Origin of the sequence: Desulfitibacter sp. BRH_c19, from assembly GCA_001515945.1 — a bacterium.
Classification (GTDB): Bacteria; Bacillota; DSM-16504; order Desulfitibacterales; family Desulfitibacteraceae; genus Desulfitibacter.
Genome location: LOER01000036.1, coordinates 20,973 through 45,829, shown reverse-complemented (window position 1 = coordinate 45,829; position 24,857 = coordinate 20,973). Strand labels below are relative to the sequence as shown.

Annotated in this window: 23 protein-coding genes and 1 other annotated feature; of the genes, 2 read left to right on the top strand and 21 right to left on the bottom strand. The window is 36.9% G+C overall.

Annotated features, from left to right (window positions below; translation table 11 throughout):
* Positions 1-42: 42 nt before the first annotated feature.
* The 9 genes from APF76_00465 to APF76_00425 are packed head-to-tail and all read right to left on the bottom strand — an operon-like array spanning position 43 to position 7,817.
* Entirely contained in the window at positions 43-810 is a 768-nt protein-coding gene (locus APF76_00465; protein KUO49755.1) for a hypothetical protein, read from the bottom strand.
* On the bottom strand, positions 807-1,517 hold the full coding sequence (gene cbiH / locus APF76_00460; protein KUO49754.1) for a cobalt-precorrin-3B C(17)-methyltransferase: 711 nt from the start codon (positions 1,515-1,517) through the stop codon (positions 807-809). Before cbiH ends, APF76_00465 begins: the two co-directional genes overlap by 4 nt.
* Positions 1,454-2,590, bottom strand: coding sequence for a hypothetical protein (locus tag APF76_00455; GenBank protein KUO49753.1), 1,137 nt, complete (start codon positions 2,588-2,590; stop codon positions 1,454-1,456). Before APF76_00455 ends, cbiH begins: the two co-directional genes overlap by 64 nt.
* A complete protein-coding gene (gene cbiF / locus APF76_00450; GenBank protein ID KUO49752.1) occupies positions 2,568-3,314 on the bottom strand; it encodes a cobalt-precorrin-4 C(11)-methyltransferase in 747 nt (248 codons plus the stop codon). The genes APF76_00455 and cbiF overlap by 23 nt, the downstream gene beginning before the upstream one ends.
* Positions 3,311-4,036, bottom strand: a complete 726-nt coding sequence (locus tag APF76_00445) for a precorrin-2 C20-methyltransferase (protein ID KUO49751.1) — start codon at positions 4,034-4,036, stop codon at positions 3,311-3,313. The genes cbiF and APF76_00445 overlap by 4 nt, the downstream gene beginning before the upstream one ends.
* Before the next feature lie 4 nt (positions 4,037-4,040).
* Positions 4,041-4,631, bottom strand: a complete 591-nt coding sequence (locus tag APF76_00440) for a hypothetical protein (protein KUO49750.1) — start codon at positions 4,629-4,631, stop codon at positions 4,041-4,043.
* Entirely contained in the window at positions 4,624-5,253 is a 630-nt protein-coding gene (locus APF76_00435) for a hypothetical protein (GenBank protein KUO49749.1), read from the bottom strand. Before APF76_00435 ends, APF76_00440 begins: the two co-directional genes overlap by 8 nt.
* Positions 5,241-6,392: a cobalt-precorrin-6A synthase gene (locus APF76_00430; GenBank protein KUO49748.1), complete on the bottom strand. Its 1,152-nt coding sequence runs from the start codon at positions 6,390-6,392 to the stop codon at positions 5,241-5,243. The genes APF76_00435 and APF76_00430 overlap by 13 nt, the downstream gene beginning before the upstream one ends.
* A gap of 18 nt (positions 6,393-6,410) precedes the next feature.
* Positions 6,411-7,817 (bottom strand): cobyrinic acid a,c-diamide synthase, encoded by a 1,407-nt coding sequence (locus tag APF76_00425; protein ID KUO49747.1) that lies wholly within the window; start codon positions 7,815-7,817, stop codon positions 6,411-6,413.
* A 194-nt stretch (positions 7,818-8,011) separates the two neighbouring features.
* Positions 8,012-8,187: a binding site (cobalamin riboswitch), on the bottom strand.
* Between the two features lie 282 nt (positions 8,188-8,469).
* Here APF76_00425 and APF76_00420 point away from each other — a divergent pair.
* Positions 8,470-9,624, top strand: coding sequence for a cysteine desulfurase (locus APF76_00420; protein KUO49746.1), 1,155 nt, complete (start codon positions 8,470-8,472; stop codon positions 9,622-9,624).
* Between the two features lie 81 nt (positions 9,625-9,705).
* On the opposite strand, the gene APF76_00415 is transcribed toward APF76_00420, so the two are convergent.
* The 8 genes from APF76_00415 to APF76_00380 all read right to left on the bottom strand — a co-directional run bounded on the left by APF76_00415 (position 9,706) and on the right by APF76_00380 (position 19,758).
* On the bottom strand, positions 9,706-10,347 hold the full coding sequence (locus APF76_00415) for a hypothetical protein (GenBank protein KUO49745.1): 642 nt from the start codon (positions 10,345-10,347) through the stop codon (positions 9,706-9,708).
* Positions 10,334-11,167 (bottom strand): hypothetical protein, encoded by an 834-nt coding sequence (locus APF76_00410; protein KUO49744.1) that lies wholly within the window; start codon positions 11,165-11,167, stop codon positions 10,334-10,336. Before APF76_00410 ends, APF76_00415 begins: the two co-directional genes overlap by 14 nt.
* A gap of 208 nt (positions 11,168-11,375) precedes the next feature.
* Positions 11,376-12,020 (bottom strand): hypothetical protein, encoded by a 645-nt coding sequence (locus APF76_00405; GenBank protein KUO49743.1) that lies wholly within the window; start codon positions 12,018-12,020, stop codon positions 11,376-11,378.
* A 294-nt stretch (positions 12,021-12,314) separates the two neighbouring features.
* On the bottom strand, positions 12,315-13,055 hold the full coding sequence (locus APF76_00400; protein KUO49742.1) for a hypothetical protein: 741 nt from the start codon (positions 13,053-13,055) through the stop codon (positions 12,315-12,317).
* Between the two features lie 49 nt (positions 13,056-13,104).
* Entirely contained in the window at positions 13,105-14,361 is a 1,257-nt protein-coding gene (locus tag APF76_00395; GenBank protein KUO49741.1) for a biotin synthase, read from the bottom strand.
* Between the two features lie 320 nt (positions 14,362-14,681).
* Positions 14,682-16,727 carry an ATPase gene (locus APF76_00390; protein ID KUO49740.1) on the bottom strand — a complete coding sequence of 682 codons (2,046 nt, stop codon included), beginning with the start codon at positions 16,725-16,727 and terminating at the stop codon, positions 14,682-14,684.
* 183 nt (positions 16,728-16,910) lie between these two features.
* The gene (locus APF76_00385; GenBank protein KUO49739.1) at positions 16,911-18,953 is read right to left on the bottom strand and encodes a hypothetical protein; all 2,043 of its coding nucleotides are present in this window, start codon (positions 18,951-18,953) and stop codon (positions 16,911-16,913) included.
* 451 nt (positions 18,954-19,404) lie between these two features.
* Positions 19,405-19,758 carry a hypothetical protein gene (locus APF76_00380; GenBank protein KUO49738.1) on the bottom strand — a complete coding sequence of 118 codons (354 nt, stop codon included), beginning with the start codon at positions 19,756-19,758 and terminating at the stop codon, positions 19,405-19,407.
* A gap of 103 nt (positions 19,759-19,861) precedes the next feature.
* On the opposite strand from APF76_00380, the gene APF76_00375 reads away from it, so the two are divergent.
* Complete coding sequence (locus APF76_00375) at positions 19,862-20,221, top strand: hypothetical protein (GenBank protein ID KUO49737.1); 360 nt, start codon at positions 19,862-19,864, stop codon at positions 20,219-20,221.
* A 144-nt stretch (positions 20,222-20,365) separates the two neighbouring features.
* Here the strand turns inward: APF76_00375 and APF76_00370 are convergent, their stop codons facing one another.
* Genes APF76_00370 through APF76_00355 form a run of 4 tightly spaced genes read right to left on the bottom strand, consistent with a single transcriptional unit; the run spans position 20,366 to position 24,529 of the window.
* A complete protein-coding gene (locus tag APF76_00370) occupies positions 20,366-21,607 on the bottom strand; it encodes a hypothetical protein (protein KUO49736.1) in 1,242 nt (413 codons plus the stop codon).
* 2 nt (positions 21,608-21,609) lie between these two features.
* The gene (locus APF76_00365) at positions 21,610-22,989 is read right to left on the bottom strand and encodes a hypothetical protein (GenBank protein KUO49735.1); all 1,380 of its coding nucleotides are present in this window, start codon (positions 22,987-22,989) and stop codon (positions 21,610-21,612) included.
* Positions 22,989-24,242 carry a hypothetical protein gene (locus tag APF76_00360; protein KUO49734.1) on the bottom strand — a complete coding sequence of 418 codons (1,254 nt, stop codon included), beginning with the start codon at positions 24,240-24,242 and terminating at the stop codon, positions 22,989-22,991. The genes APF76_00365 and APF76_00360 overlap by 1 nt, the downstream gene beginning before the upstream one ends.
* On the bottom strand, positions 24,239-24,529 hold the full coding sequence (locus APF76_00355) for a hypothetical protein (GenBank protein KUO49733.1): 291 nt from the start codon (positions 24,527-24,529) through the stop codon (positions 24,239-24,241). The genes APF76_00360 and APF76_00355 overlap by 4 nt, the downstream gene beginning before the upstream one ends.
* Between the last annotated feature and the right edge of the window lie 328 nt (positions 24,530-24,857).

Here is a 24,857-nt window from a genome sequence, read left to right as displayed (position 1 = left end):
CTAACTTCTTTGTTTTTATTATAATATTCTATACTCTAGCTTCTAATTTTCTAATGCTTGCTCTATATACTCCAAGACCTCTTGGGGTGAATTCACCAGTAGGGGGTAATTTAGTACTGGTCTACATAAAACCACTACTGGAATACTCAACTCAATTGCCGCTGCAATTTTCTCTGAGAAACCCCCAATATTCCCACTTTCCTTGGTCAGAATTAATTGAGCTCCAAATTGTTTAAAAAGAATCGTATTTAATTCCTTTGAAAAAGGTCCTTTGAGAGCAATTATGTTCTCAGGTTTTAATCCAAGGTCTTCACAAGCTTTAATTGATTTGCTTACTGGCAGAACCCTTGCTGTGAGGTTAGCACCAACCCGCTTAACTAATGAAACTATTTCAGCTAAATTGTTACTACCAAGGGTGCTAAAAACTTTTTGACCTTTAAAAAGATACTTCTCTATCTCTTCAAGGGTTGTCACCTTTTTAATTAGTGGATTATCAGGAAGTTCACAGCTTTGTCTTTCTAGCCTAATATAATTAATTTTAAGCTCAGCAGCTACTTCCATTGCCAATGCACTAATCTGTTTGGCAAAGGGATGGGTAGCATCTACTAGATATAATGTATTCATTTCCTTAAGACATTTTATCAGTTCCTCTTTATTAAAAGATCCTTGTTTTAAGTGTTTTACACCGTTATTGGCTAACAACTCATAACCATAGTTGCTCACTACTGAAGCAGATACTTGGAAACTCCTATCTCTTAATAATTTGATTGTTTCCTTAGCTTCTGAAGTTCCTGCCAAAACAAAAATCATACCTGATAACCTCTGGGAGTGATCATTTTTCCGTTCTCTACCTTAGTTTGAGTATTGCCCACTATTATTGTAGTCAACATATCTATTTCTTCCTTAAGCATATTCTTTAATGTTGTAATAACAACACTTTGTTCTCCACGTTTAGCACAGCGCACTATACCTACAGGTGTCTCAGGGTCCTTATGCCATAATAATATCTCTCTTGCTGTCTCAATATGTGTTTGTCTACCCTTACTTTTAGGATTGTATAATACAACTGAAAAGTCTCCCAAGCCTGCAGCTTCTAATCTATTCATAATCTTCACCCAGGGAGTTAATAAATCACTTAAACTGATTACAGCAAAATCATGCATTAAGGGTGCTCCTAAGGCTGCTGCAGCCGCAGTAGCTGCTGTTACGCCAGGAATTACCTCCACATGAACCCTATCTTTAGCTAATTCTAATACAATTCCAGCCATACCGTAAACTCCAGGATCTCCACTACTAATCACAGAAACTATCTTACCTTGTTCTGCAAGTTCTATAGCCACATTAGCCCTATCTATTTCCTTGCGCATTCCAGAGCTGACAACATTCTTATCAACTATAATATCTTCAACAAGGTCTAAATATGTTTTATAGCCTACTACTACATCTGATATTCTTATAGCTTCCAAGGCTGCTGGAGCCATAAGGTTTCGATCTCCTGGTCCAAGTCCAACCACCAAGATTTTTCCACAGCCATACTTATTGTTACTGGCCCCACTTTTTGTTTCGGAACAATTGTGAGACCCTTCTTTGCCACTAGCTTTGCAGCAGGTTCGCATACTCCACCAACTCCTATCTGTTTTGTCACCCAATCCGAAGGATCAAAAGTTCCTTCTAGGCTATTAATCTCATCTTTTGTTACAGTATTCAACGGAACTTGCATTTTTTTAGAAAGGAGCTTTAGCGCCTCCTCCTCACCCTTAAAATCTATGGTAGCCAAGGATTTTATACACCTTTCATCAAAGGAGTATTTATTAAGTGTTTCCATTAACGCTGTGGTAACATCTTCAAGAGTTACCCCTTTACGACACCCTATCCCAACCACCAGATTACGAGGTAATATCTGTAATACATCCATCGCTTCTTGTTTCTTGCTTTTTACTTCCTGAACGTATGGACTAATTAAAATTGCAGGTTCAATATAATTAGGCCATTGTCGCCAGACAAATCCTTGTTTTATAGTTGGAACTACTGGAAATGGACTGGACAAATATACCGTCTTATCCTCCACCAGCAGTCTGTTAAAAAGCTTAACATTTTCTCTAGGAAGAGCCAAACCATTTAATTCTGCAGCAAGTACATCTACAGCAGGTTTTTCTCTCACATCAGTAGCAGTAGTTATAACTACTTGACCACTTAATTTACTAGCTACTTCTTTTGCCAGGCTATTAGCTCCCCCAACATGGCCTGACAATAGGCTTATCGCAAAGGCACCCTTTTCATCTACAACTACTACTGCAGGGTCACTATATTTAGAGTTAATCAAAGGAGATAAGCTTCTGACTACTATTCCTGTTGCCATTATACATATGATTTTAGAATAACTGCTAAACACCCCTGAAAACATCTCTTGCCAGTTTTCAAAATAACTGATTTGCTTTTCGTAATCTCTGCAATTTAAATCCTTAAGCCTTTTTGGAATGTAAAGTACTGAATTTCCATCAAGGATCTCACCTAATCTAGTTGCTAGCTGTGCACCCTTTTCAGTTAAGCATAGTATTGCGGTGCAGTTACTTTCCTTCCCGGTATTCATGGGTAAATTCCCTATCATATAATTTGGATTTCCCTGTATCCTTTAAGAAGTTACCTACCAGAATAAGTGCAGTTTTAGTAATACCTGCATCTTTTGTGATTTGAGCTAGGTTTGCAAGGGTGCCCTTTAAAACCCGCTCCTCTGGCCAGGATGCTTTTTCAACTACTGCAGCAGGTGTGTCTGGTGAATAACCTTCTAACAACTGCTCAACAACCTTATCTATCATTCCTACTGAAAGGAAAATTGCCATTGATGAACCATGGGCTGCTAAACCAGCAAGGTTTTCTTTGGCTGGTACTGGCGTTCTACCCTCTAAACGAGTAATAATTACTGTTTGAGTTCCATCAGGAATGGTATACTCTTTCTTCACACTTGCCGCTGCCGCTAAAAAGGAACTTACCCCAGGAATTGTTTTAAAAGGAATTCCCCTTTGTTCCAACAATTCCATCTGCTCCCCTATCGCTCCGAAAAGACTTGGGTCGCCAGTATGCAGCCTTACTACTTTTTGTCCTTTATTATAGGCCTCAGCCATTGTTTCAACAATCTCTTCTAAATCTATATGGGCACTATTGACTAACCTTGCATCCTCTTTTGTATAATCTAGGATTTTTTCATTTACTAGAGATCCTGCCCATACCACAAGATCTGCTTCTTGAAGCAGTTTATAGCCTTTTAGAGTAATCAGCTCAGGATCTCCTGAACCTGCCCCTACAAAGAAAATCACTTTTCATCATCTCCTAGCTTCTTTTTAATTATCATGGTGGAAAGGTAATCAAACTTTTTATTGCGTATTTCCTTTAGATTATTTGTATAAAACCCATCTGGGAAACCACAACGACTAGCATAAAAGCCTTTGTCAAGTATGCCCTTCTCCTCTAATATATCAACTACTTTATCCGCCTGATTCCCCGCTTTTAGAAGTACAATATTATCAAATTCATCTATTATTTTTTCAAGCTTCTCTTTATCATTTAGAGCTGGTATGATAATAAGACTCTCCTCTCCTTCAGCGAGAGGTTGACCAATCCAGGCAGATATAGAATTTATCGAGCTAATTCCAGGAATGATTTCTATTTCTGCTTCTGAACTTAGTTGCTTCACATACTTTAATAAATAAGTAAAGGTACTGTAAATGGTTGGATCACCTAAGGTAATAAAAGCTGTATCCTTACCCTCTTTCATTACCTCAACTACCTGCTCAGCAGCCTGTTTCCAATGTCTTTTTAAATCCTCCTGATCTGTAATCATTGGTAATATTAGATCAACAGTCTCACATTCTTTATTTACAAGTTCAGAAGCTATAGATAAAGCTAGGCTTCTTTTTTCCTTTTTTGATTTTGGAATTAAAAGCACATCAATTTCTCCTAGGACCCTTTTAGCCTTTAATGTCAATAGTTCTGGATCTCCAGGGCCAACTCCAATTCCATAAAACTTACCTAATGCCAATTTACTACCCCCTTTTTTGTGCAGCAATTATAGTCACAGGATTTCTTGCTTGCCAGAGCTGGGCATTTCCCATCTGTCTTGTTACAGCAATATTGACCTGTACTGCCTCTAAAGAATAATTTTTTTCTTTTAAGATTTTAAAAGTATCTGGACCAGTACTCAATGTAACAGAATTGACCACTACCCATCCTCCAGTTTTTAGCTTCTTATCACACATTTCTAAAATATCCTCCAGCTTTCCTCCACTACCACCTATAAAGATTCTATCTGCTTCAGGCAATTCTGCCATTGCCTGTGGAGCATAGCCTTCAATAATATCAATATCTACACCAAACCTCTTACTGTTTTCCTTAATCAAGCTTATCCCCTGGGGATTTTTTTCTATTGCATAAACCTTACCCTCAGGAACTAGTATTTTACATTCTACAGCCACAGAACCGCTACCTGCTCCCACATCATAAACTACTGCATCTGGGAAAAGGCGCAACTTTGCAAGTGATAATACCCTTATTTCATTTTTTGTCATTGGAACACCGTCATCCCTTATAAATTCCTCATCAGGAATGCCAGGTGTTACATAGCTCCACTTATTCATTTAGAATCACCATCACACTATTACTATAGTCTTCTTCAACTTTAGCAAGCTCCTGTAATGTTGTATCTATTAATATTTCCCATGGATAGGATAAGTCCTTTCCAACAATAACTTTCATATCTAGCACCCCTTCCGAAATCAAGTAGTCAGCAATCTTTTGTGGTGTCCAAGGACTTCCCGTAAGTAAGGCAGTCATTTTAGATTGCTTTACTACTTCCACAACTATATCTAAGGTGCGACCATGCATACTGAGTATCTGGGCTTCATTCCAAGGTTTTTTTATTCTGGCAAACATCAGTTGAATTGAACTAATTCCAGGAATAAACTCTAGGTCATCAGGATCTATATGTTTTGTTAAATAATTAGCAAGGCTATAGATACCCGTGTCTCCAGAAACCAGTACTACAATATTTTTTGAGTATCTTTTTTCATTAATATATTCAATTGCTTTTTTCAGGTCTTTGTCTACCGGAAACTGCTCTTGACCATCATTAGCAAAGGTGTCTAGAAGACGTTGCCCTCCAACCAAAATCTCCGCCAGCTTAATAGTCTCAAGACCAATGGGTGTAATGTAATTCTCATCTCCAGGACCTGTCCCTACTACTTTTACTATACCTGCCAACCAAGTTCCCTCCCCAGTTTCAAAGCTTCTTCATCATAACCAATTATCTCCCCATCTAGGGAATACATTACTGTACCAATTCTTATTTCTTCTCCTAACATTTCTATGGAGCGTTTGCTTGCCCATTTTGCAATGGTATTGTAAACATTTCGCAAACCATATTTCTTCATCAGCTCTACTGATGCATCCATTGTGTTTAATTCCATTATTTCTTGAATAATAGTTGGTGATGCACCCACCATAGCAGAATGAGCAGCTAATATTTCTCTGCGACCATCGGCTATTTTACTATGGGTATGAAAGATACCTCCAGCTATCTTAATAATCTTTCCAACATGTCCAAACAGGAGTATCCCCTTAATATTTCTTTTAGCACTTTCCTCAAGCATTGCACCTATGAAATTACTTGTTTGGACAACTGCATCCTTTGGCATTCCTAGCTCCATAGCCTTTTTCTCACCCATGCCTCCAGGTGTTAGAACGATAAAGTTATGTCCAAGAGCTACAGCTTGGTCAATCTGTGGTATCAAAGAATCTACGTATGCTTCCTCAGACATTGGCCTTACAATTCCAGAAGTTCCAAGGATGGATATTCCTCCAACAATGCCAAGCCTGGGGTTTAGTGTCTTTTTGGCTAGTTTTTCTCCCTCTGGAACAGATATGGTAACCTTCAACCCTTTTTGCGGGGGAAGGATTTTTTTAATTTCGGAAACTATCATCTTCATTGGCACAGGGTTAATAGCTGCTTCACCAACGGGTACTGAAAGTCCTGGCTTTGTCACCCTACCAACGCCTTTACCTCCTAGGATAACTATCTCATGATTTGTATTTAGAACCTCTACAGAAGCATAAATACTTGCTCCATGGGTTATATCAGGATCATCCCCAGCGTCCTTTATAACCTCAGCTATTATCAGATTACCGTCAACAACTACACTCTTTATAGGAACTGTTATACTGCCACCCTTTGGCAAATCAACTGAAACTTCTTTTAAAGGGCTGGACTCAGGAAGCTGGATGAGAGAGTTTTGTTTTTCATATTCTAGTAAGATTTCTAGAGCTGCCTTAGTTGCAGCTGCAGCACAAGTTCCTGTAGTGTATCCGGAACGGAGTTTTTTAGCTTTATTGTTATTGGTCACTAGGTACACTCCTCTTTCTTAAGTTTGGGGACATTCCCCTGCTTTACAAGGGATGTGTCTTCTTTCCTTATATTCCCAACAGATATTTATAAAGTTCAAGGCTATCTTGGGGTTAGATCTGAGGTGCAGATGAACATATGATGCCATAAGATTTTCCTTAGCATAACCATCTCTTCTCAAGTCAGCACCCTTACCTCCCACTAATGAAAAAGCACTATCTCCCTCACCTATACCCGACATGGCTGAGTAATGGAATTCATGCCCTTTTACTTCATCTCCAACCTCTGCAAAAATAGACTTTTTCAGAGCTGTTGCTTTCACATACCCAAGAGCAGCCAATCTATTTGTCATTTTCACTTGCGCTGGTATAAGACCAACCCCTGGCCAGCTATTACCCTCAAAGTCTACAACCTTTTTTGTGAGATACATGAAGCCACCACACTCCGCAAAGATGGGAAGAGATCTCTTGTCTGCATTATGCAATGAATTAATCATTGCTTGATTTTCAGAAAGCTCCTTGATAAAGATTTCTGGAAAACCACCACCAATATAAAGACCATCTACATCCGGAATAGAACTATCCTTTAGTGGGCTAAAATATACAAGCTTTGCCCCAAGCTCCTGCAAATAGTCCAGACTATCCTGATAGTAGAAGGTAAAAGCTTGATCCTTTGCAACTCCAATGGTAACATTTTTATACAACTTTTGGCCTGTCCATTTAAATTCCATAGGCCCAGCATTTTTAGCTATTTCAAGTAATCCATCTATATCTACTTCTTGTTCAACTAAATCTGCCATTAAGTTAATAGCATAATTTAGTTCACTATTTTCTTCAGCTGGTAGCAATCCTAAGTGCCTTTCTGGCATTGTTATCTTGTTATTTCTAGACAAGCACCCTAATACTTTCACTCCTAATTCCTCTTGTAATGCTGCAGTTAATACTGTTTTATAGTAAGCACTACCTGCATTATTCAGTATTACACCCTTAAGATTTAAACCCTGAACATACTCTTTATATCCTTTCACTAGTGCCACACAGCTTCTGGCCATACCCTTTACATTAACCACAAGAACTACAGGTACCCCTAGAGTCAATGCTACATGAGCACTACTACCCTTAAGTCTCTCTCCCTTTGCACCATCAAACAAACCCATTACACCTTCTATTATAGCCAACTCAGCTTCCTGCGCATTCTTAATGAAAATACTCTTTACTACTTCTTCAGAACCCATCCAGCTATCTAAATTATGACTTTTAAGCCCAGCTGCGTGGTAATGTAACCCAGTATCTATGTAATCAGGACCTACCTTAAATGGTTGAACCCTGATGCCTCTTCTTTTTAATGCAGACAATAATCCAAGAGTAACGGTTGTCTTGCCAACTCCACTTTGGACTCCTGCAATCATTAAACGTGGAAAATTCATGTTTTACTCCCTCCAATAAGGACACACCATCTAAGGCATGGAGACACTCCTCTATTTTTGGTCTAGTCTTATAGCCGAGGAATGTCCTCAGATTATTTGTCCCCAAATAATAAAAAAACTTCTACCCCAAAAGGTAGAAGCAAAAATTCTTAAAAATTGCCACATTTGACCACACCTTCCTCGAGGGGTCTTTCATTCAAAATCTAAAAACAGGCAGGTTTCCTGGCTCCCAGATAATCCTCCCCGCATCCCTTCCCGAATTCTCAGTGGTTATGACACGGTTTGTAGCTGGTTACAGTGGCGGGACCGCTCAGGCTTGTTCCTGATTCCCTTTTAACCTATAATAGGCACCAATTTTCAAATGTATTTAATTATTTATATTATACAGCAATAAGGTACAAATACACAAGGGCAACATAATTAAAAGTGAAACATCCACAATAACATGATTTATCTGAGGAAATGTAAATTCACTTGCCATTTATTGAAATGTCAATTTGTCAAGCCTGACCCCTAGTGAATTTTATTGAATTCTATTGAAATAATAGATACAATGGGAATGGAAATCATAAGTATTAGAGAAAAAGCCCCTATCTCCTATTACCATGGAATTTCTTAACTTTAGTTAAACGAGTCTAATGGAGGCCTAATCATGCGACAGATATATCTTGATAATGCAGCAACAAGCTACCCAAAGCCACCCTCCGTAGTTAAAGCTATAAATGAATATTTTAGTGAAATTGGTGTAAGTCCTGGAAGGGGAGGCTATAGATTAGGGTTAGATGCTGGCAGGAAACTATTAATAGCGAGAGAAACTATAGGCAATTTTTTTAATTGTGACGATCCTTCAATGGTAGTTTTTACTATGAATATAACCTATGCAATAAATTTAGTTATAAGGGGTGTATTAAAAGAAGGAGATCACGTTATAACATCTAGCTTGGAACACAATTCGGTTGCACGCCCTTTAGAAGCCCTTAAGCAATCTGGAATAATTGACTACACCATAGTACAAGCAAATGAAGAAGGTTTCGTCAATCCTGATCATATAAGAAAGTCTATTAGAAAAAATACTAAGCTGATAGTTTTAAATCATGCGTCAAATGTCTTTGGTGGTCTTCAGCCTGCCGAGGAAATTGGGCAAATAGCTACCCAACATGGCCTTTTATACTTATTAGACACAGCTCAAACAGCAGGAAGTATACTTATTGATATGAAAAAACTAGGAGTAAACTTCTTAGCTTTTACAGGACATAAGGGCTTGTTTGGCCCTCCAGGTATCGGTGGCTTATGTATAGATATGAAAGAAACAAATAAACTAGAGCCCATTATTCTTGGTGGTACAGGTAGCAAATCTCACCTTCTAGAACAACCAGTAGCGTTTCCCGATAGATTAGAAAGCGGAACACCAAATACTCCAGGTATAATGGGGTTAACAGCAGGTATTGAGTTTATTAACAAGATCGGACTGGATAAAATTAAAAAGCATGAGTCAGATTTGCTTTCTAAGTTTTTAGATGGATGCAGCCAGCTGCCAGAAATAAAAATTTATGGCGCCAAGGATTTATCAATGCAAACTCCTTGCGTTTCATTAAATATAAACGAAATTGATGGTGGTCAGCTTAGCTTCATTTTAGATCAGGTCTATGGCATAATGACTCGTTCAGGTCTTCACTGTTCACCGTGGGCACATCAAACTATGGGAACATTCCCTGAAGGAACTGTCCGCTTTAGCTTTGGGTGGTTTAATACACTAGAAGAAATTGAGTACACTATTAATGCATTGAAGGAAATAATTAATGATTAAGCAGCAAAAATCCCCTACATTTGAGGGGATTTTTGCTTATCCAAGTTAGGTTTTGGATTAGAGAGATGGTTAGGTTATATTTTAAGCATTATTTTCATTTTCCTTTAATGCTCTTAACCACTTAATATGCTTTTTTGCATAGGATTCAGTTGTATATCCAGTTATCATATGTGGTAATGCGCCATAGACAAATGTAAAGTATACATGCCCTACTGTTAAACATAGCATTAAAAACATAGACAGATTATGAATCCAAATCATCATTAAAAATAGACTAGCACTTATATTGCTTCCAAACCAGATGGTCAAGCCAGATATGCTAATAGTAAAGAAAGTTATAACGATAAGTGCATGATGAAGCTTTTCCCCACCATTAAGTCTACCTGAAGGTGGCATCGTCTTTGTTTTACCTAAGAAATACTGAAACATTTTAGTAATCCAGATGATATCATCCTTATCATAACTAAAGGATTCTTTTACTAGGCGTTTAAGGCCATTTCTTTCTTTAATATAATAGGCTACTACTGATAACATAAAAAGTGATGCCGCTACCCTATGTGCAATGGCACTAACTCCACTTGCAGCTAATGCTGATAGTCCAGGTACAATAAGAATTAAGCCTGATCCAGCTAAGACAAAAAAGGAACCAGCAAAGACCCAATGAATCAATATTTGAGTTTTATTAAATCTAAGATATAATTTCTCCTGCTTATTCGTTTTCATTTTTTTCCTCCTCAAGTTTCTCTTTGTTGTAGTTATTTCTGGCTATTCCAAAGGTCATTATTCCCAGTCCCGCCACGGCAGCAGTTACTCCAAGTCCTCCTGTATGAAGTAATTCTTTCCAGCCACTAAGAATCGCACTAATCTCTGAATCTGCAGGATAGCCATAGATTTCAGGTGTTTTATAAATAATGATTAATAGGCCTAGTCCCCCAAACTTATCTCCACCATATACCTGTGCTTCTGGAAACTTCCCCTGTGAACTATTTACAGTTTCAAGGCCCACTTCACCTAATTCCTCCCATTGGCCAAAGCTGAGAGCTTCAGCAGGACAGACCTTTACACATCTGGGAACATTTCCTTCCTCTACGAAAGATTGACAACCAACACATTTACTTACTCTGCCATTTTTCATCTTAATTGCTTCGTAAGGACAAACTCTCTTGCAATACTGGCAACCAATACATTTACTGCTATCCACATAAGTGAGCCCATTATTTCCTTTATATAAAGCTTTTGTTGGACAGGCAGTTACACAAGCAGCATCCTCGCAATGCATACATGAACTTCTTTTTCTGAAATACTTACCATCTTCCCTAAACTCTTTTACTCCAAGATAAGCTTCTTCCGGCTGTAAATTATATTCTTCATTGCAAGCCTTGACACACTGCTGACAGTTTATACATTTTTCTGTATCATATAATATTCCAACTCTCAGGTTATCAGCTGCTAATAATTTTGCAGCATTCTTTGAGCCTACTGTTAAAACCACACCGGTTCCGATGGATGTTTTCAAAAAAAATCGTCGACTAATCTTGTTCATCAAATTTCCCCCTTCTACATAACCCTGTTAGTGAATAAATTAACTTTCTTAATAATAAAGATTTGATACCCTTATGCTTAAATCCTTGGGTCATTGAGGTAGGATATTAGGTACAAATGTACCCTTTGCGCTTCCTAAAAAATTAAACAAGACTTGGTGAGAGACCAAGTCTTTAATTTGAAGGCTAAAATTATGATAGTTCTATTTTTTATTTTTTCTGTTCTTCTCTAGCATAAAAAGCTGCAGCTTGAGCTCTATTGCTTAAGTCTAACTTCTTCATAACTCGACTAAGGTAATTTCGAACAGTCGTATCGCTAAGGTATAATTCTTTACCTATTTCTTTATTAGTTTTACCTTCTGATACGAGTTCAAGTACCTTCAATTCCTGTTTTGTCAAACTATCTAAAGCCACACTAGCTTCATCTAAAGGAAAGTTGTTTTTTACATAATTAAATACTTTGTTTGTAACATTTGGGTCTAAAAGAGTCTCTCCCCTGGCTACCTTTTCTATGGCTTCTACAAGGGAGTTTCCCTTTACCTCCTTTAGCACAAAACCTTCAGCTCCAGCCAAGATGGATTGTATTACCACATCATCATCAGGAAAAGACGTAAGAATAATTATTTTTACACCCGGAAGTATTTTTTTAACCTCTTTACAAGCTTCTATACCACTCCCATCAGGAAGGCGCACATCTAATAGAATAATGTTTGGCTCTAAAATGAAAGCTTTAGAAACCGCCTCTTTTACACTAGCAGCCTCACCTATTACGTTAAGGTTTGGATGGTTTGATAGCAAACCTTTTAGCCCCAGTCGAACAACTTCATGATCATCTACTATCATCACTTTCACCATCGTATTTACCACCCTTCACTATTTCTTAGTTCATTTTACCATAATAACTCTTTAAGGTAAAAACTAATAAACCCCTGCATCTTAGCAAGGGTTTTTAAAGTTATCATCTGTCCTTAGTTTGGTTTTCTGGTTTAGCGCATGGGTCCATGGATTTAACAAAAGTTTCGGAATAACTATGCTTTATGTCCCGTGATTTGAATAGGGCTTCCTTGGTGAATTTATTAGTCTTTTTTTTCATTCTGATGCTCCTTTCAGAAATAATCCTCTTAAAAACTAGTATTGACAATAATCTAACTAATAATAAATTTCGACTAGATGCTTCCAATAACGTGAAGGCATACATTGCTTCTGTAACCTGGTATTTTTTCTTTCCTTGATAGCTATTTTTTCAAAATATTTTTTCCATACACTTTGATAAATCATTTCTTCTGCATCAAATAATAAAGGATTATTTATTTCAAGATCAGTCATTACCCATTCACTTTGATTATATACGATAGCAATTTTTCTCCTCAAATCGTGAATAATCCAGTCTTGGTCTGCCATTCTCTTGGCAAAATGGGGAGCTAACAAAGCTATAATATTATGATCTGGTTCTATAGGTCCATAATAGATTTTTTTTTGAAGCAATCGGAATCTCATTATTCCTAGTACTCTATGTTTTTCTTTGCCAACTTTTTTACAAATCTCTTGAAATTTAAAAACTGTTTCATTTGAATAATTTCCATCTACGATTTTACCCAGTTTAAAACCGAGTCTAACATAATTGTAAATAAGAGTATCAGAATTTTTTATTTCAGCCAGAAAAGCATAATATATGTTCTTTAGAGCATTGAAAGATATTTTTTCTCCAATAGCATTATATACTTTATCTGCTTTTTCATCATCTGTATTAATTATAATGGGTTTTGAAAATAGATTATTTTGAAAATCCCATGTTTTAGATATTCTTTCCGGTTTTTCATCCCTATAATAAGCTTCGTAGATGGAAGTCAACAAACCTGGAAAAGTACCGTCGTAAACATATACTATCATATCATCACTTCCTGGGAAAAAATATGTCTGCTAAAATTTCATAAATATCTTAGGAATTCAAAGACTCTTCACTAAAGATGGTAAGCTGTGTAGGTAGGAATAATGAACGATTTGTAATTGAAAGACGAATAAGCTCTTCATTAAAACCTTTTTCTCCATAGTATTTCCCCTGGCAGGTAATAAAGTGGCGTGCTCTTTTTAAAATTACTCCTATTTTTTGTAACCCATCAAAGGTAATCGTACTTACTCTTCTAGAGGCTAAAATTTTCCGAGCTGATTTAACACCAATTCCAGGTACTCGTAAAAGCATTTCATAATCAGCTTTATTAATTTCAATTGGGAAAATATTCATATTCCTCAATGCCCAACCACTCTTTGGATCTAGGTCTAACTCTAAATTGCGATGCTTTTCATTTAAAATCTCTTCCGCTTTAAAACCATAAAAACGTAAAAGCCAATCTGCTTGGTACAGTCGGTTTTCACGAACCATAGGCGGACTAGCTATTGATGGGAGTAGTGAACTTTGCGTATTAACTGGTACATACGCTGAATAATATACTCTTTTTAATCCAAACCTTCCATACAAACCTTGTGATAAACTTAAAATATTTAAATCATCGTCAGGAGTTGCTCCTATTATTAGTTGAGTACTTTGTCCAGCAGGAGCAAATGGAAGAACCTTCTTAAAAGTCCTTTTTTCATCCTTGTTTTGCTTAATTTTGTTAGAAATTAAACCCATAGATCCCACAATAGCAGTTTTTGTTTTCTGGGGTGCCAGTAAGCTGAGGCCTGCTCCAGTTGGCAGTTCAATGTTTACACTCATTCTATCAGCATATTGCCCCGCTATTGAGATCAATCTACTATCAGCACCTGGAATAGCTTTTACATGTATATATCCATTAAATTTTTTGGTCTCTCTTAGTAATCTCATTACCTTGATTAACTGTTCCATTGTGTAGTCTGGATTTTTAATAATTCCTGAGCTCAAGAACAGTCCTTCAATATAATTCCTTCTATAAAAGTTTATTGTAAGCTCAGCTAGCTCTTCAGATGTAAAAGCCGCTCTTTGAATATCATTAGAGTGCCTGTTTATACAATAAATACAGTCATATATGCAGTAATTTGTGTAAAGTATTTTTAATAGTGATATACACCTGCCATCCTCTGACCAGCTATGGCAGATGCCAGAATAGGCTCCATTGCCTATTCCACCCTTAGTATTTCTCCGTTTACTGCCACTAGAGGAACATGACACATCATATTTTGCACTCTCTGATAGAATTTCAACCTTTTTTTCCAGATCCATTAATGCCTTTCCCTTCTCCAGAACATCATCAATAATAGTACTATTATTCTACCATAAATCGCTAGTAATTCAAACATATGTTCTATGATTGTCAAAAAGAAAGGCGCCCTTTTAAGCCTCTATCTCGCTCTTTAAGGTCACCCCTATATGGAGGTTGAAATTTAACTTTAAGCTAAATTATATATACTACTTAAATAATGAAGATAATTTATCCTAGGTTCATTTAGGTAAAAGAATAGGCCATTCATACTATTTTTCCTTATATCCTTTTGGTGTTTAATAACTATCCCTTTTCATTTATATTAAATATGTGTTTAGCTCTATTCAGTTCTCCTTAATAACTGCGCATTAACTGCAACAATTACTGTACTCAATGACATTAATACTGCTCCTATGGCAGGGTTTAATAGCACCCCGTATTGATATAAAATTCCTGCAGCAAGAGGAATAGCTACAATGTTATAACCTGCTGCCCACCAGAGGTTTTGAAGCATCTTTTTGTACGTAGCTTTGGAGAGCTTGATTAACGATAACACATCTTTGGGGTTGCTTTTAACCAGTATGACATCAGCAGTTTCCATCGCAACATCTGTACCTGCCCCAATAGCAATGCCTAAATCTGCTGTTGCTAGTGCAGGGGCATCGTTAACACCATCACCAGTCATTGCCACAATATACCCCTCATTTTTAATCTCTTCTATTTTCTTTGCTTTCTCATCAGGTAAAACTTCAGCGAAGATTTCATCTATTCCAAGTTCTTCTCCTACCCATTTTGCAACCTGATTATTGTCTCCAGTTAGCATTATAGATTTTATGCCCAATTTTTTTAGCTCTGAAATTGTTTCTTTAGCACTTTCACGAACCTGATCTGCAAGAGCAATCATTCCACTAACCTTATCATCAATTATTACAAATACTACAGTCTTTCCCTGTTTGGCTAACTTCTCATACTTTTCTTTAGAAAATGCAATGTTTTCAGCCTGCAAATACCCAGGGCTAACTACATGAACCTTTTTATCGTCAATCTTACCGTACAGACCCTTACCAGTAATTGATTTAAATTCATCCGGGTCAACCAGTTCTATTTTACGATTAATAGCTTCTTGAGTAATACCCTTTGCTATTGGATGCTGAGAATGACTTTCTATAGATGCAGCCATTTTAAGTAATTCAGCTTCATTGTTATTATCCAACAATACTATATCTGTTATTCCAAATTTACCCTCTGTTAATGTTCCTGTTTTATCGAAGACAATAGCATTTATGTTTCTTGCATTTTCAAAATTAGTTCTATTTCTAATTAACAACCCATTCTTGGCTGATAGTGTTGTAGACATGGCTACAACCAAAGGAACTGCTAGTCCCAAAGCATGGGGGCAAGCTATTATCATGACAGTTACCATTCTTTCTATGGCAAAAGGAAGTTCCGCCCCCACCGTTAACCAGACAATAAGTGTCGTAATGCCAGCAAATAGTGCCATATAAAACAACCATTTTGCAGCTCTATCAGATAAATTTTGGGTTTTAGATTTACTTTTCTGGGCATTCTTTACTAATTCAATTACTTGTGATAAATAGCTTTCATGACCCAGCTTCTCTACTTTAATAGTTAGTGAGCCATCACCATTGATGGACCCAGCTATTACCTTACTTTCAGCCTTTTTTTCAACTGGAATAGATTCCCCAGTTATAAGTGACTCATCTAAAGTTGAATGACCTTTTACTATTTCACCATCAATCGGGACTTTTTCTCCAGGTTTAACTAAGATGTGATCTCCCTTTTCGACTTCTTCTATAGGTACTTTAACTACTTCCCCATTGTTTTTAATTAGATTAGCTTTGGAGGGTAATAATTTAACTAATTCTTCTAAAGCATTAGAAGCCCCCGTTACTGAGCGCATTTCAATCCAATGACCCACAAGCATTATATCTATTAAAGTAGCCAGTTCCCAGAAAAAGTCATCTCCAGGCAAACCCATTACTGTCACACTACTATATACATAGGACACAGTAATAGCTAAAGCAATTAATGTCATCATTCCTGGTTCTTTCTTCTTTAGTTCTTTTACACTCTCTCGAAGAAATGGCCAACCTCCATAAAAAAATACTGCACTTGCCAATGTAAATAGTAGGTATATATCACCATGAAAACTAATTTCAAACACTAAAAATTGCTGAATCATCGGAGAAAGAATGAGTATAGGTATAGTTAAAACCATACAAACTAATAAGCGTTTTTTAAACTCTTCAAGCATATGTTGATGATGGTTCTTGTGTTCTCCATGACCATTTTTTGTCTCTACGCCCTTATCCTCAAAATGGTTATCATGTTGATGATGGTCATTCGTATGTTTATCTTCATTCATACATTTTTATCTCCTTTACATGCTGAATATATATAGGCTTACACTTTGAACACATTCTAACATAACCCTCATCCTTATTAGTCCATATTCACTAATCTTAACAAAAACTTCAAAAAAAGCTTATAGTGAATAATAAAAAAATAGCCAAACCCTATTTTCTAAGGGTTTGGCTAACACCTTGTCCTATACTTTAAATTTTGTAACTTCTAGCTGCAGTTCCTGTGCAAGGCCTGAAAGACTTTCGCTTGCACCTGATATCCGCGTGATTGCAGCATGGAGCTCCTCTGCTGAAGCTGATACTTCTTCTGTTGAAGCTGCATTTTCCTCAGCTATTGCAGATAAATTATCCAAAACCCCTAAAATTTCATTCTTCTTGTTTTTAATTTCTGTTCCCGAAACGTTCAGTTTCTCTATTACTCGTTTGGTAGTTTCAATTGCTTCAGCAATTCCACTAAACTTTTCGCCAGTTTCTGTAGCTGCCTTTTCTTGTTCGTCTACTATACTCCTTACACTTTCCATTGTTATAATTGCGTTGTTTGATTTTCCTTGTAGCTCCTGAACAACGCTTTCAATTTCCTTGGCTGATTCTGTTGATTGTTCTGCAAGTTTACGTATTTCATCTGCTACTACAGCAAATCCTTTTCCTGCTTCTCCTGCCCTTGCTGCTTCAATTGCAGCATTTAAGGCAAGAAGGTTTGTTTGATCAGCTATACTTTGAATTGCCTGACTTGCAACATTTATTTTTGCTGCACTATCATTAGTCTCTTTGATAGAAGCAAATATTTTTCCTGCAGCATTATTACTTTCTGATGTTTTTTGTTGCAATACATCTACTATCTTGATTCCTTCATTTTTTAACTGAACAACTTTTTCAGAAGACTGATTTAATTCTTGCATAAATTTTTGATTGTTTTCTACTATTTCCCCAAGCTCATTAGCTTTCCCGGAACCCATTTCTGTATCAGTAGCTTGCTCTCCTGCACCTTTTGCTATTTCGTCTATCGTTTTAGAAACTTCTTCTGTAGCTGCTGATGATTGTTCAGTAGTAGCAGACAACTCTTCTGAAGCAGATGCTACTTGTTCAGAACTATTAACTACATTTCCTACCAGGCTTCTTAAAGAATACTGCATATCCTTTAATGCATTAGATATTTCTCCAAATTCATCCTTTTTATTCAATAGCTCATTAGACACTTCCTTTGTAAAGTCTCCTGATGCCATTAAGTTTAAATTATCTTTTACAGTATTTACTGTTCTTACTACATAATTTGATACACTAAATAATATTGTACCTAAAACGATAAAGAATAGAGCCCCTAGAGCGATGATCATTAGCAGATTGTTATTTACTGTAGAATAAACTTCCTCCATGGAAAAACCTATGACAGATATGCCAATTATTTCCCCACCTATTTCTAACGGGGATACTACTTCATAAATAGTAACCCCTCTGTCTTCATCTTCCCATTCTGAAGAAGTTTGATCTCCAGCTAAAGCACTAAGATATACTTCATCACCCTCATAATTTGCCCCTATATCTTCTTGATCACTATCAGCTATAGCTATTAGATCTGTATCTACAATTAATGCATATACTATATCTTCACTATTAGCTAAAGCGTCTACAATATTCTGATAGCTAAATTGTTCTGTTAAAGCTTGAACTGCATCAGCAGTAACTCCGGCCTGTACAAAAGTGCCATCTGCAGGATTCTTAACGGCTCCATATTTAATTAAGGTACCATATTCTGCATCCGCTCTAATATCTTCCATCAATTCAAGATCATCATTTAACATAAAATCATAAAGTGGGTGTCCTTGTTCTGGAATCCAGCCCAAGTATCCTTCATCAGTTGAATAGATTATTTCACCCTCATTATTAAACCAATACAATCCATCTAAATCTAAATCTCTTGCTAGCTGTGTTAAGAATTCATTACTTAGGTTATTTTGATTTGAAAATACAATTTGTGAAGCTGACCTTATGTTGTTTTCTATCATTTCAGTAATAGTGTCTTCTGATACTGCAGCAACCTCTACTTGCTTTATAACTTCGTGTCCAAGGACAAACCCATTATCTCTCATCTGCCCAAGCATGCCATTTCTCATAAGATTGGACGAAATACCAGCCAATCCTGCAATTGCAATAAATACAAGTATTAGAGGTATAACAATTAATTTGAATTTAATTGATTTACTAGTTGCTACTTTTGTTTTGTCTACCATCTTTTTGTCTAACCTCCTTAACTACCTTAATTATTTTTTAATCTATAACTTTTTTTGAAATCACCAGGTCTTAGACACTAGTGAAGTATTAAATACTTTGCGGATTTACTAAAATTAGAACAATTTCTTAAAAATTCGACATAGTCACTATAGAATCCTTTACCTATAATTGTACTTATTGGGGTATTCCCCGTAATATTCCGCTTTTAAACAAGCACTCCTATAGAATAGACATCAAATTCTAAAAAGTTTTTATCTACCGCAAATATTAGTGACTCCTGTACAACAATAATAAAGCTACCTAATTTGACAGCTTTATTATTGTAGTAAAGAAAGATATTTTACACCCCGCTATAAATTAGTGTTGAAGCAGCAATGCCTCCAATAATGATCCACCATTCAGCTGGAGTGTAGCACCAGCACCTGCTTCAGTTGGTTCACTAATAAAAGGTCACTGAGCTAAACCTGACTCCATAGTTGTTTTTCCAAATCCAGTATGACATGCTTGGCAACTAATTCCTGTTTGATGAGGTGGTTGAAACTCCAGATCTGTATATTCAGCTTTATCAGCAAATTCCACTCCATCATGGCATTTAGCGCACCCGATTCCTCTATCTGTAGTTTCCACTTTTGCATATTGATGTGTAGAGGTTTTCGACTCACCACTAATCATTTCGGCTAATTCTAATGAGGATAATTCGGGCTCTTCAGGTATCAGAACATCAACATTATTTCCCCCACATCCACTTATTATTAATAGAATCGTTAGTAAAATAATCATGAAAAAAGCGCCCTTCTTTTTCATTGAATCTACCTCCTGATTTATCCATAATATTCTATATGCGTTATTGAAGTGGGCTCTAAATCAGGTGGAGTAGAGTCTCCATCTGATTCCCCGATGTTCAGCTTTGGCTGAACGAGTTTACTTTTCTCGCACATTATGTACATTAAACAACCATTACATTAAGGCATTCGGGGAAAGCTACAATCTTCCTACCTTAAAATTAGAATTTTTTATGAATTTTTTATTGACTATATGTTTGAATAATAAAAAGGCATCTATCATTGCCCAAGGACCTTATGATAAGGTCCTTGAAGCTTCCTATAGACTGCTAGCAGGAGATTATATAGCTTACGAAGAAAAAGGAGAAATTGCCCACATATCTATTGTTACTGGAGCGGATTCTAAAGGCTATGCACTAGTTAATTCCCATAATTCTGATAGGTATAGGTACCATGGGACATTGGCTGGAATAGCAAGGAAATAAATTATTGGTTAATGCGAGTTGCTTATAAATAAAAAATCAGGCCTAAATAGAAATTAGCCTGATTATTCACTATTATTTATGCTTAATTGAGGCCCTACTAAGTCTATTTATAATTAGTATGATTTAGTAATTACCGTATCTGTTCTAACCCTTTTCCAATTCATAGGCTTTAGCAAGTAAATCTACAATGTGAAGGACTTTATGCTTGTGGCCACCAAGATTTAAACTGCCTTGAATCCTATTTTTACAAGCTGGACATGATGTAATTACTGTATCTGCACCAGTTTTTATTATATCATCTATCTTTTTTTGAGTAATAGGAACAGCTATCTCAGGAAAATAGCCTTGGAACATGCCTGCAGCTCCACAACAATTACTAGCATTATGCATTTCACTATATTCTACTCCCGGTAACTCTTTTAATATTTTTCTTGGTTGTGCATTCACACTCTGAGCACGTACTAAATGACATGGATCATGATAAGTGACTTTACAATATATACCCTGCATCAATGATAAATCAATTTTTAATTCATCAACTAGGTATTCATTAATATCTTTAACTTTTGATGAAAATTTCTTAGCTTCTTCGTTTAAGTCCACGTTAGTCTGAAGATGATCACCATAGGTTTTTAGCATGCCACCACAAGATGCACAACCTATAATAATAGCATCAACCTCTAGCTTATTGAACAAATCAATATTATGCTTTGCCAAGGCAGAAACTGTACCAAGATCACCATATACATGCTGTGGGGTCCCACAACAGCGCTGTTCCTTTGGCACAACAACCTCTACGTTATTTGCATGAAGAACTTTCACAAGATTATATGCTGTATCAGCCATAGTATGGTTGAGCATACATCCTACAAAGAATGCAACCTTGTGTCTGGGATTTTGGAGCTTTGGAATTCTATGTGCCATATCCAAAAAGCTCTCATCTGAAATTGGCATACCAGCAACATCAATACCCCTAAACTTATGGAATCTTTTCATGTTTTTTACCATCTTAGCTGAACTAAAGGAGACCTTTCGTAAAGAATTATTAGGTAAAACACTTTTTAACGCAATCCTTTTGGAAAAACCCAAGCCTTTTTTCTGAGCTAAGTCCTGCCTGGCTGCCAATATTAATTGTGTCGTTGGCACAGCACTAGGGCATGTCTTGGTACATTCTAAGCATAAAGTACAACTATTAATCGCATCCTCATAAAACCTATTCCGTTCTAAAACACCATCTGCAACAGCCTTTATAAGCTTAATTCTACCTCTAGCACAATTAAATTCATTTAGTGTCTCCTTGTACACCCGGCAGGTTGCCTGGCAAAAACCACACTTATTACAGCTATTTAACTTTTCATATATCTCTTTTGTATTTAATATGCTCAAAACTACACCCCCACTACTTTTCCAGGGTTTAAAATGTTATTTGGATCAAACAACTTCTTAATTCCCTTCATAATATCAATAGTAGCCTTGGAAAACTCCCACTCTAAATACTGTAGTTTTAAAGTACCTATTCCATGCTCTCCACTTAAAGTACCTCCAAGCTCAAGAGCTGCTTTACAAATCTCACCTTCTGCCTGATGGACCTTTTCCACTTCTACCTTATCACGCTCATCAAAAAGGACAAGAGGATGAAGGTTTCCGTCACCTGCGTGAGCTAGAACACCAATTGGTAAATCAAACTTAGCTGAGATTTCAACTATTTTATTTACGATTGCAGGCATTTGATTTCTTGGAACAGTAACATCCTGCATTGAATAGGACGGTCTCCTCCGTGCTACTGCACCTATTACAGTTCTTCTAGCAACCCATAATTGATCAACCTCTGCTGCAGATTCTGCAACCTTGAATTCACGTACATTATTTTTGTTGCATACCCCACGTATGGTTTCTACCTGTCTGGGTAAATCCTCATTATACCCATCCACTTCTATCAACAAAATGGCTGCAGCATCCCTAGGCAAACCCACTTTCGTATGGTCCTCAGCACAATTGATAAGAAGATTATCCATCATTTCTAGTGTAGTAGGAACAATCCCCTCACCGATGATATTAGCAACCGTTTTACTAGCATCCTCAATTTTATCAAAGGAACAAAGCATCGTCTTTTTTGCTTCCCCCATTGGAGTAATGCTTACAAATATTTTCGTAAAAACACCTAATATACCCTCAGATGCTATCATTAATTTTGTTAAGTCGAAGCCATCATTTGTAAATCTGTTTTTACTTCCGGTTACCACTACCTCACCCGAAGGCAATACAACCTCTAGTCCTCGAATATATTCCCTGGTCACCCCGTATTTTAAGCACCTTGGCCCTCCTGCACATTCGGCAACATTCCCCCCAATAGTACAAACCTTCATACTAGCAGGGTCAGGGGAAAAGTAATAGCCATAAGGTGCAAGGATCTCTTGAAAATCATTATTTACAATTCCTGGCTCAACTACAGCCAAATTGTTTTTGGTATCTATTTCTAAAACCCTATTCATTCTTGTTAAATTTAATACTACTCCCCCCTGATGTGGTACTGTGCCACCACTCAGGTTTGTTCCCGCTCCCCTTGAGATTACCGCTATTTGTTCCCTGTTTGCTAGTTTTATAATCTGCACAACCTCTTCTGTACTGCGTGGGAAGACAACTGCATCAGCAGAATACTCTTTTAGGGTAGCATCATACCCATAGTCAAAACATTCATCTTTTTCAGTTAAAGTATTTTTAGCCCCTACAATGCTTCTTAATTCTTCAACAACAGCTGATGTGAGCATTATTGTCCACCTCCCTTGCCTGCCAATATCTGTTTCGGATCAAACAAAACACGTAAGCCCTCTTCCAATTTCTCAGTTGTTGAGATATGTGAACCAACTCCAATCTTTTTACTAGCCACTTTACCAGCAAGTAAAAGCACAACCTTCATTAAAGAATCCTTAAACTCCTCTAGTTTATCAATATCATGAATATCAACAAACAACTCAATATTACCAATGCTCGTATGAATTATTGCTTCAAAGTCTATATCCAAATCGTTCTTAGTCTTCTCCAGGGTTCCCATTAAGCTTGGAAGCTCAGAAGGAAGAATTGTAATATTATAATATGAATTGCTTTTATAGCTATCAGCAGCATCAAAATATTTCTGCCAAATCCTATAAATCTGATCCTCGTGTTCAATTATTGTAGCAGTTTCAATAGCAAATTTTTTGTAAGCTACCTCTATTTCTGCCACTTGACGACTTAGTGATTCATAAAACCCCTCTACCTCAGTTAAGACTACAAACTGACCACTACTTTTACCGGAAAACTCCATTTTGTCTGCTATCTTAGGGGAAAGTATTTCATTACGAGCTGGGGCTAATCCTCTTTGTGTTAGGCTATCAGTAGCAGCTACCGCATCAGCTAGAGAAGCAAACCTACAAACAAGAAGCCTTTTTGCCTCTGGTTTTGGAAGCAAACGAACTGTCACTTTTGAAACAATCCCTAACTGGTTTTGAGACCCTATAAAAAGGCTCATTAGATCAAGTCCTGAAACATATTTAATAATTTTACCCCCAAGCTCAATTAGTTCTCCTGATGATAAGACAGCCTCCATACCAACTACATACTCTCTCCATCTTCCATACTTTCCTGAGTTAATACCAACAGCATTAGTAGCAATGGCTGTTGCCACAAAAGCATCGTAATCCCAAATAGAAACAGGTGGGAAGTATAAGCCTTCCTCAAGAAGTTTGGATTGAAACCTGTCCAGAGTAATTCCAGTATGGACTGATGCTGTTAAGTTTTCTTTGTCTATTTCAAAATACGTATCCATTTTAGCCAGATTAATTACTAGCTTTCCAGAGTGTTGCTCTACACGATTACCTGGCTTTTGCTGGACAAAAATCTGGATTCCATTTTCATAAGCTAGCTTCAACACGGCACTAACTTCCCCAGTATCATAAGGGAAAAATACCACATTACCATGAACTTTCTCAACTTGGTCTTCTTCCGAAATATTCATCAACTGGGTAATAAATCCTTCGTTCATTTTGCCTCCCCCTTTTCAATCTCTAAATTTCCAAACGTAAACACAGATGTTGAGTTAACTCTCCCCCCTGCATTCACTATACCTGGAAAGCTTTTAAAAAACAAAAAATCAAGGTTAAAAACCTTGACCTCTGAATTAAAGACAAATGTAAAAAAAGCAAAACAACAATATCTGTATATTGTATACATTTTTTGCTCTTCCCCTGTCCTTCTGCCTGAGAGAATTAATCCTTCGGCGCCTGCAATGCAAGTCTCTCCAGAGGTACGTCCTGAGATGGTCTCCGTCACCTAGCAAGGTAACACCTGAGAGTTTCAAGTCTATTAGACCCTTGCCCCGTCGGTCGGTACAAGTACCATTTTCCAACCCATTCACCCGTTTGTTTAATATTCTGTTTGCCATAATTCTATTGTATATAACCTGTTTATGTCAAGATGCTTCTTCTAGCAGATTGCTGCTAATCCATCTAAGATGAGTATTATTTTACCTTTACAAAAAGAGACTAGATAGTTTTGGAATGATGCACGGGCAGTTGCCAAGACAATCGTGAATTCCTTAAAGATAGTGAATATGTAGTGGCACAATCAGGGTCCATATATCGCTATGATTAAAGAATTT

What these genes read in the sequence shown, in the direction of transcription:
- APF76_00465 (KUO49755.1), bottom strand. Translation starts at nt 810, where the DNA reads ATGATTTTTGTTTTGGCAGGAACTTCAGAAGCTAAGGAAACAATCAAA.
- APF76_00455 (KUO49753.1), bottom strand. Translation starts at nt 2,590, where the DNA reads ATGAATACCGGGAAGGAAAGTAACTGCACCGCAATACTATGCTTAACT.
- APF76_00440 (KUO49750.1), bottom strand. Translation starts at nt 4,631, where the DNA reads ATGAATAAGTGGAGCTATGTAACACCTGGCATTCCTGATGAGGAATTT.
- APF76_00425 (KUO49747.1), bottom strand. Translation starts at nt 7,817, where the DNA reads ATGAATTTTCCACGTTTAATGATTGCAGGAGTCCAAAGTGGAGTTGGC.
- APF76_00420 (KUO49746.1), top strand. Translation starts at nt 8,470, where the DNA reads ATGCGACAGATATATCTTGATAATGCAGCAACAAGCTACCCAAAGCCA.
- APF76_00415 (KUO49745.1), bottom strand. Translation starts at nt 10,347, where the DNA reads ATGAAAACGAATAAGCAGGAGAAATTATATCTTAGATTTAATAAAACT.
- APF76_00410 (KUO49744.1), bottom strand. Translation starts at nt 11,167, where the DNA reads ATGAACAAGATTAGTCGACGATTTTTTTTGAAAACATCCATCGGAACC.
- APF76_00405 (KUO49743.1), bottom strand. Translation starts at nt 12,020, where the DNA reads ATGGTGAAAGTGATGATAGTAGATGATCATGAAGTTGTTCGACTGGGG.
- APF76_00400 (KUO49742.1), bottom strand. Translation starts at nt 13,055, where the DNA reads ATGATAGTATATGTTTACGACGGTACTTTTCCAGGTTTGTTGACTTCC.
- APF76_00395 (KUO49741.1), bottom strand. Translation starts at nt 14,361, where the DNA reads ATGGATCTGGAAAAAAAGGTTGAAATTCTATCAGAGAGTGCAAAATAT.
- APF76_00390 (KUO49740.1), bottom strand. Translation starts at nt 16,727, where the DNA reads ATGAATGAAGATAAACATACGAATGACCATCATCAACATGATAACCAT.
- APF76_00385 (KUO49739.1), bottom strand. Translation starts at nt 18,953, where the DNA reads ATGGTAGACAAAACAAAAGTAGCAACTAGTAAATCAATTAAATTCAAA.
- APF76_00380 (KUO49738.1), bottom strand. Translation starts at nt 19,758, where the DNA reads ATGAAAAAGAAGGGCGCTTTTTTCATGATTATTTTACTAACGATTCTA.
- APF76_00365 (KUO49735.1), bottom strand. Translation starts at nt 22,989, where the DNA reads ATGCTCACATCAGCTGTTGTTGAAGAATTAAGAAGCATTGTAGGGGCT.
- APF76_00360 (KUO49734.1), bottom strand. Translation starts at nt 24,242, where the DNA reads ATGAACGAAGGATTTATTACCCAGTTGATGAATATTTCGGAAGAAGAC.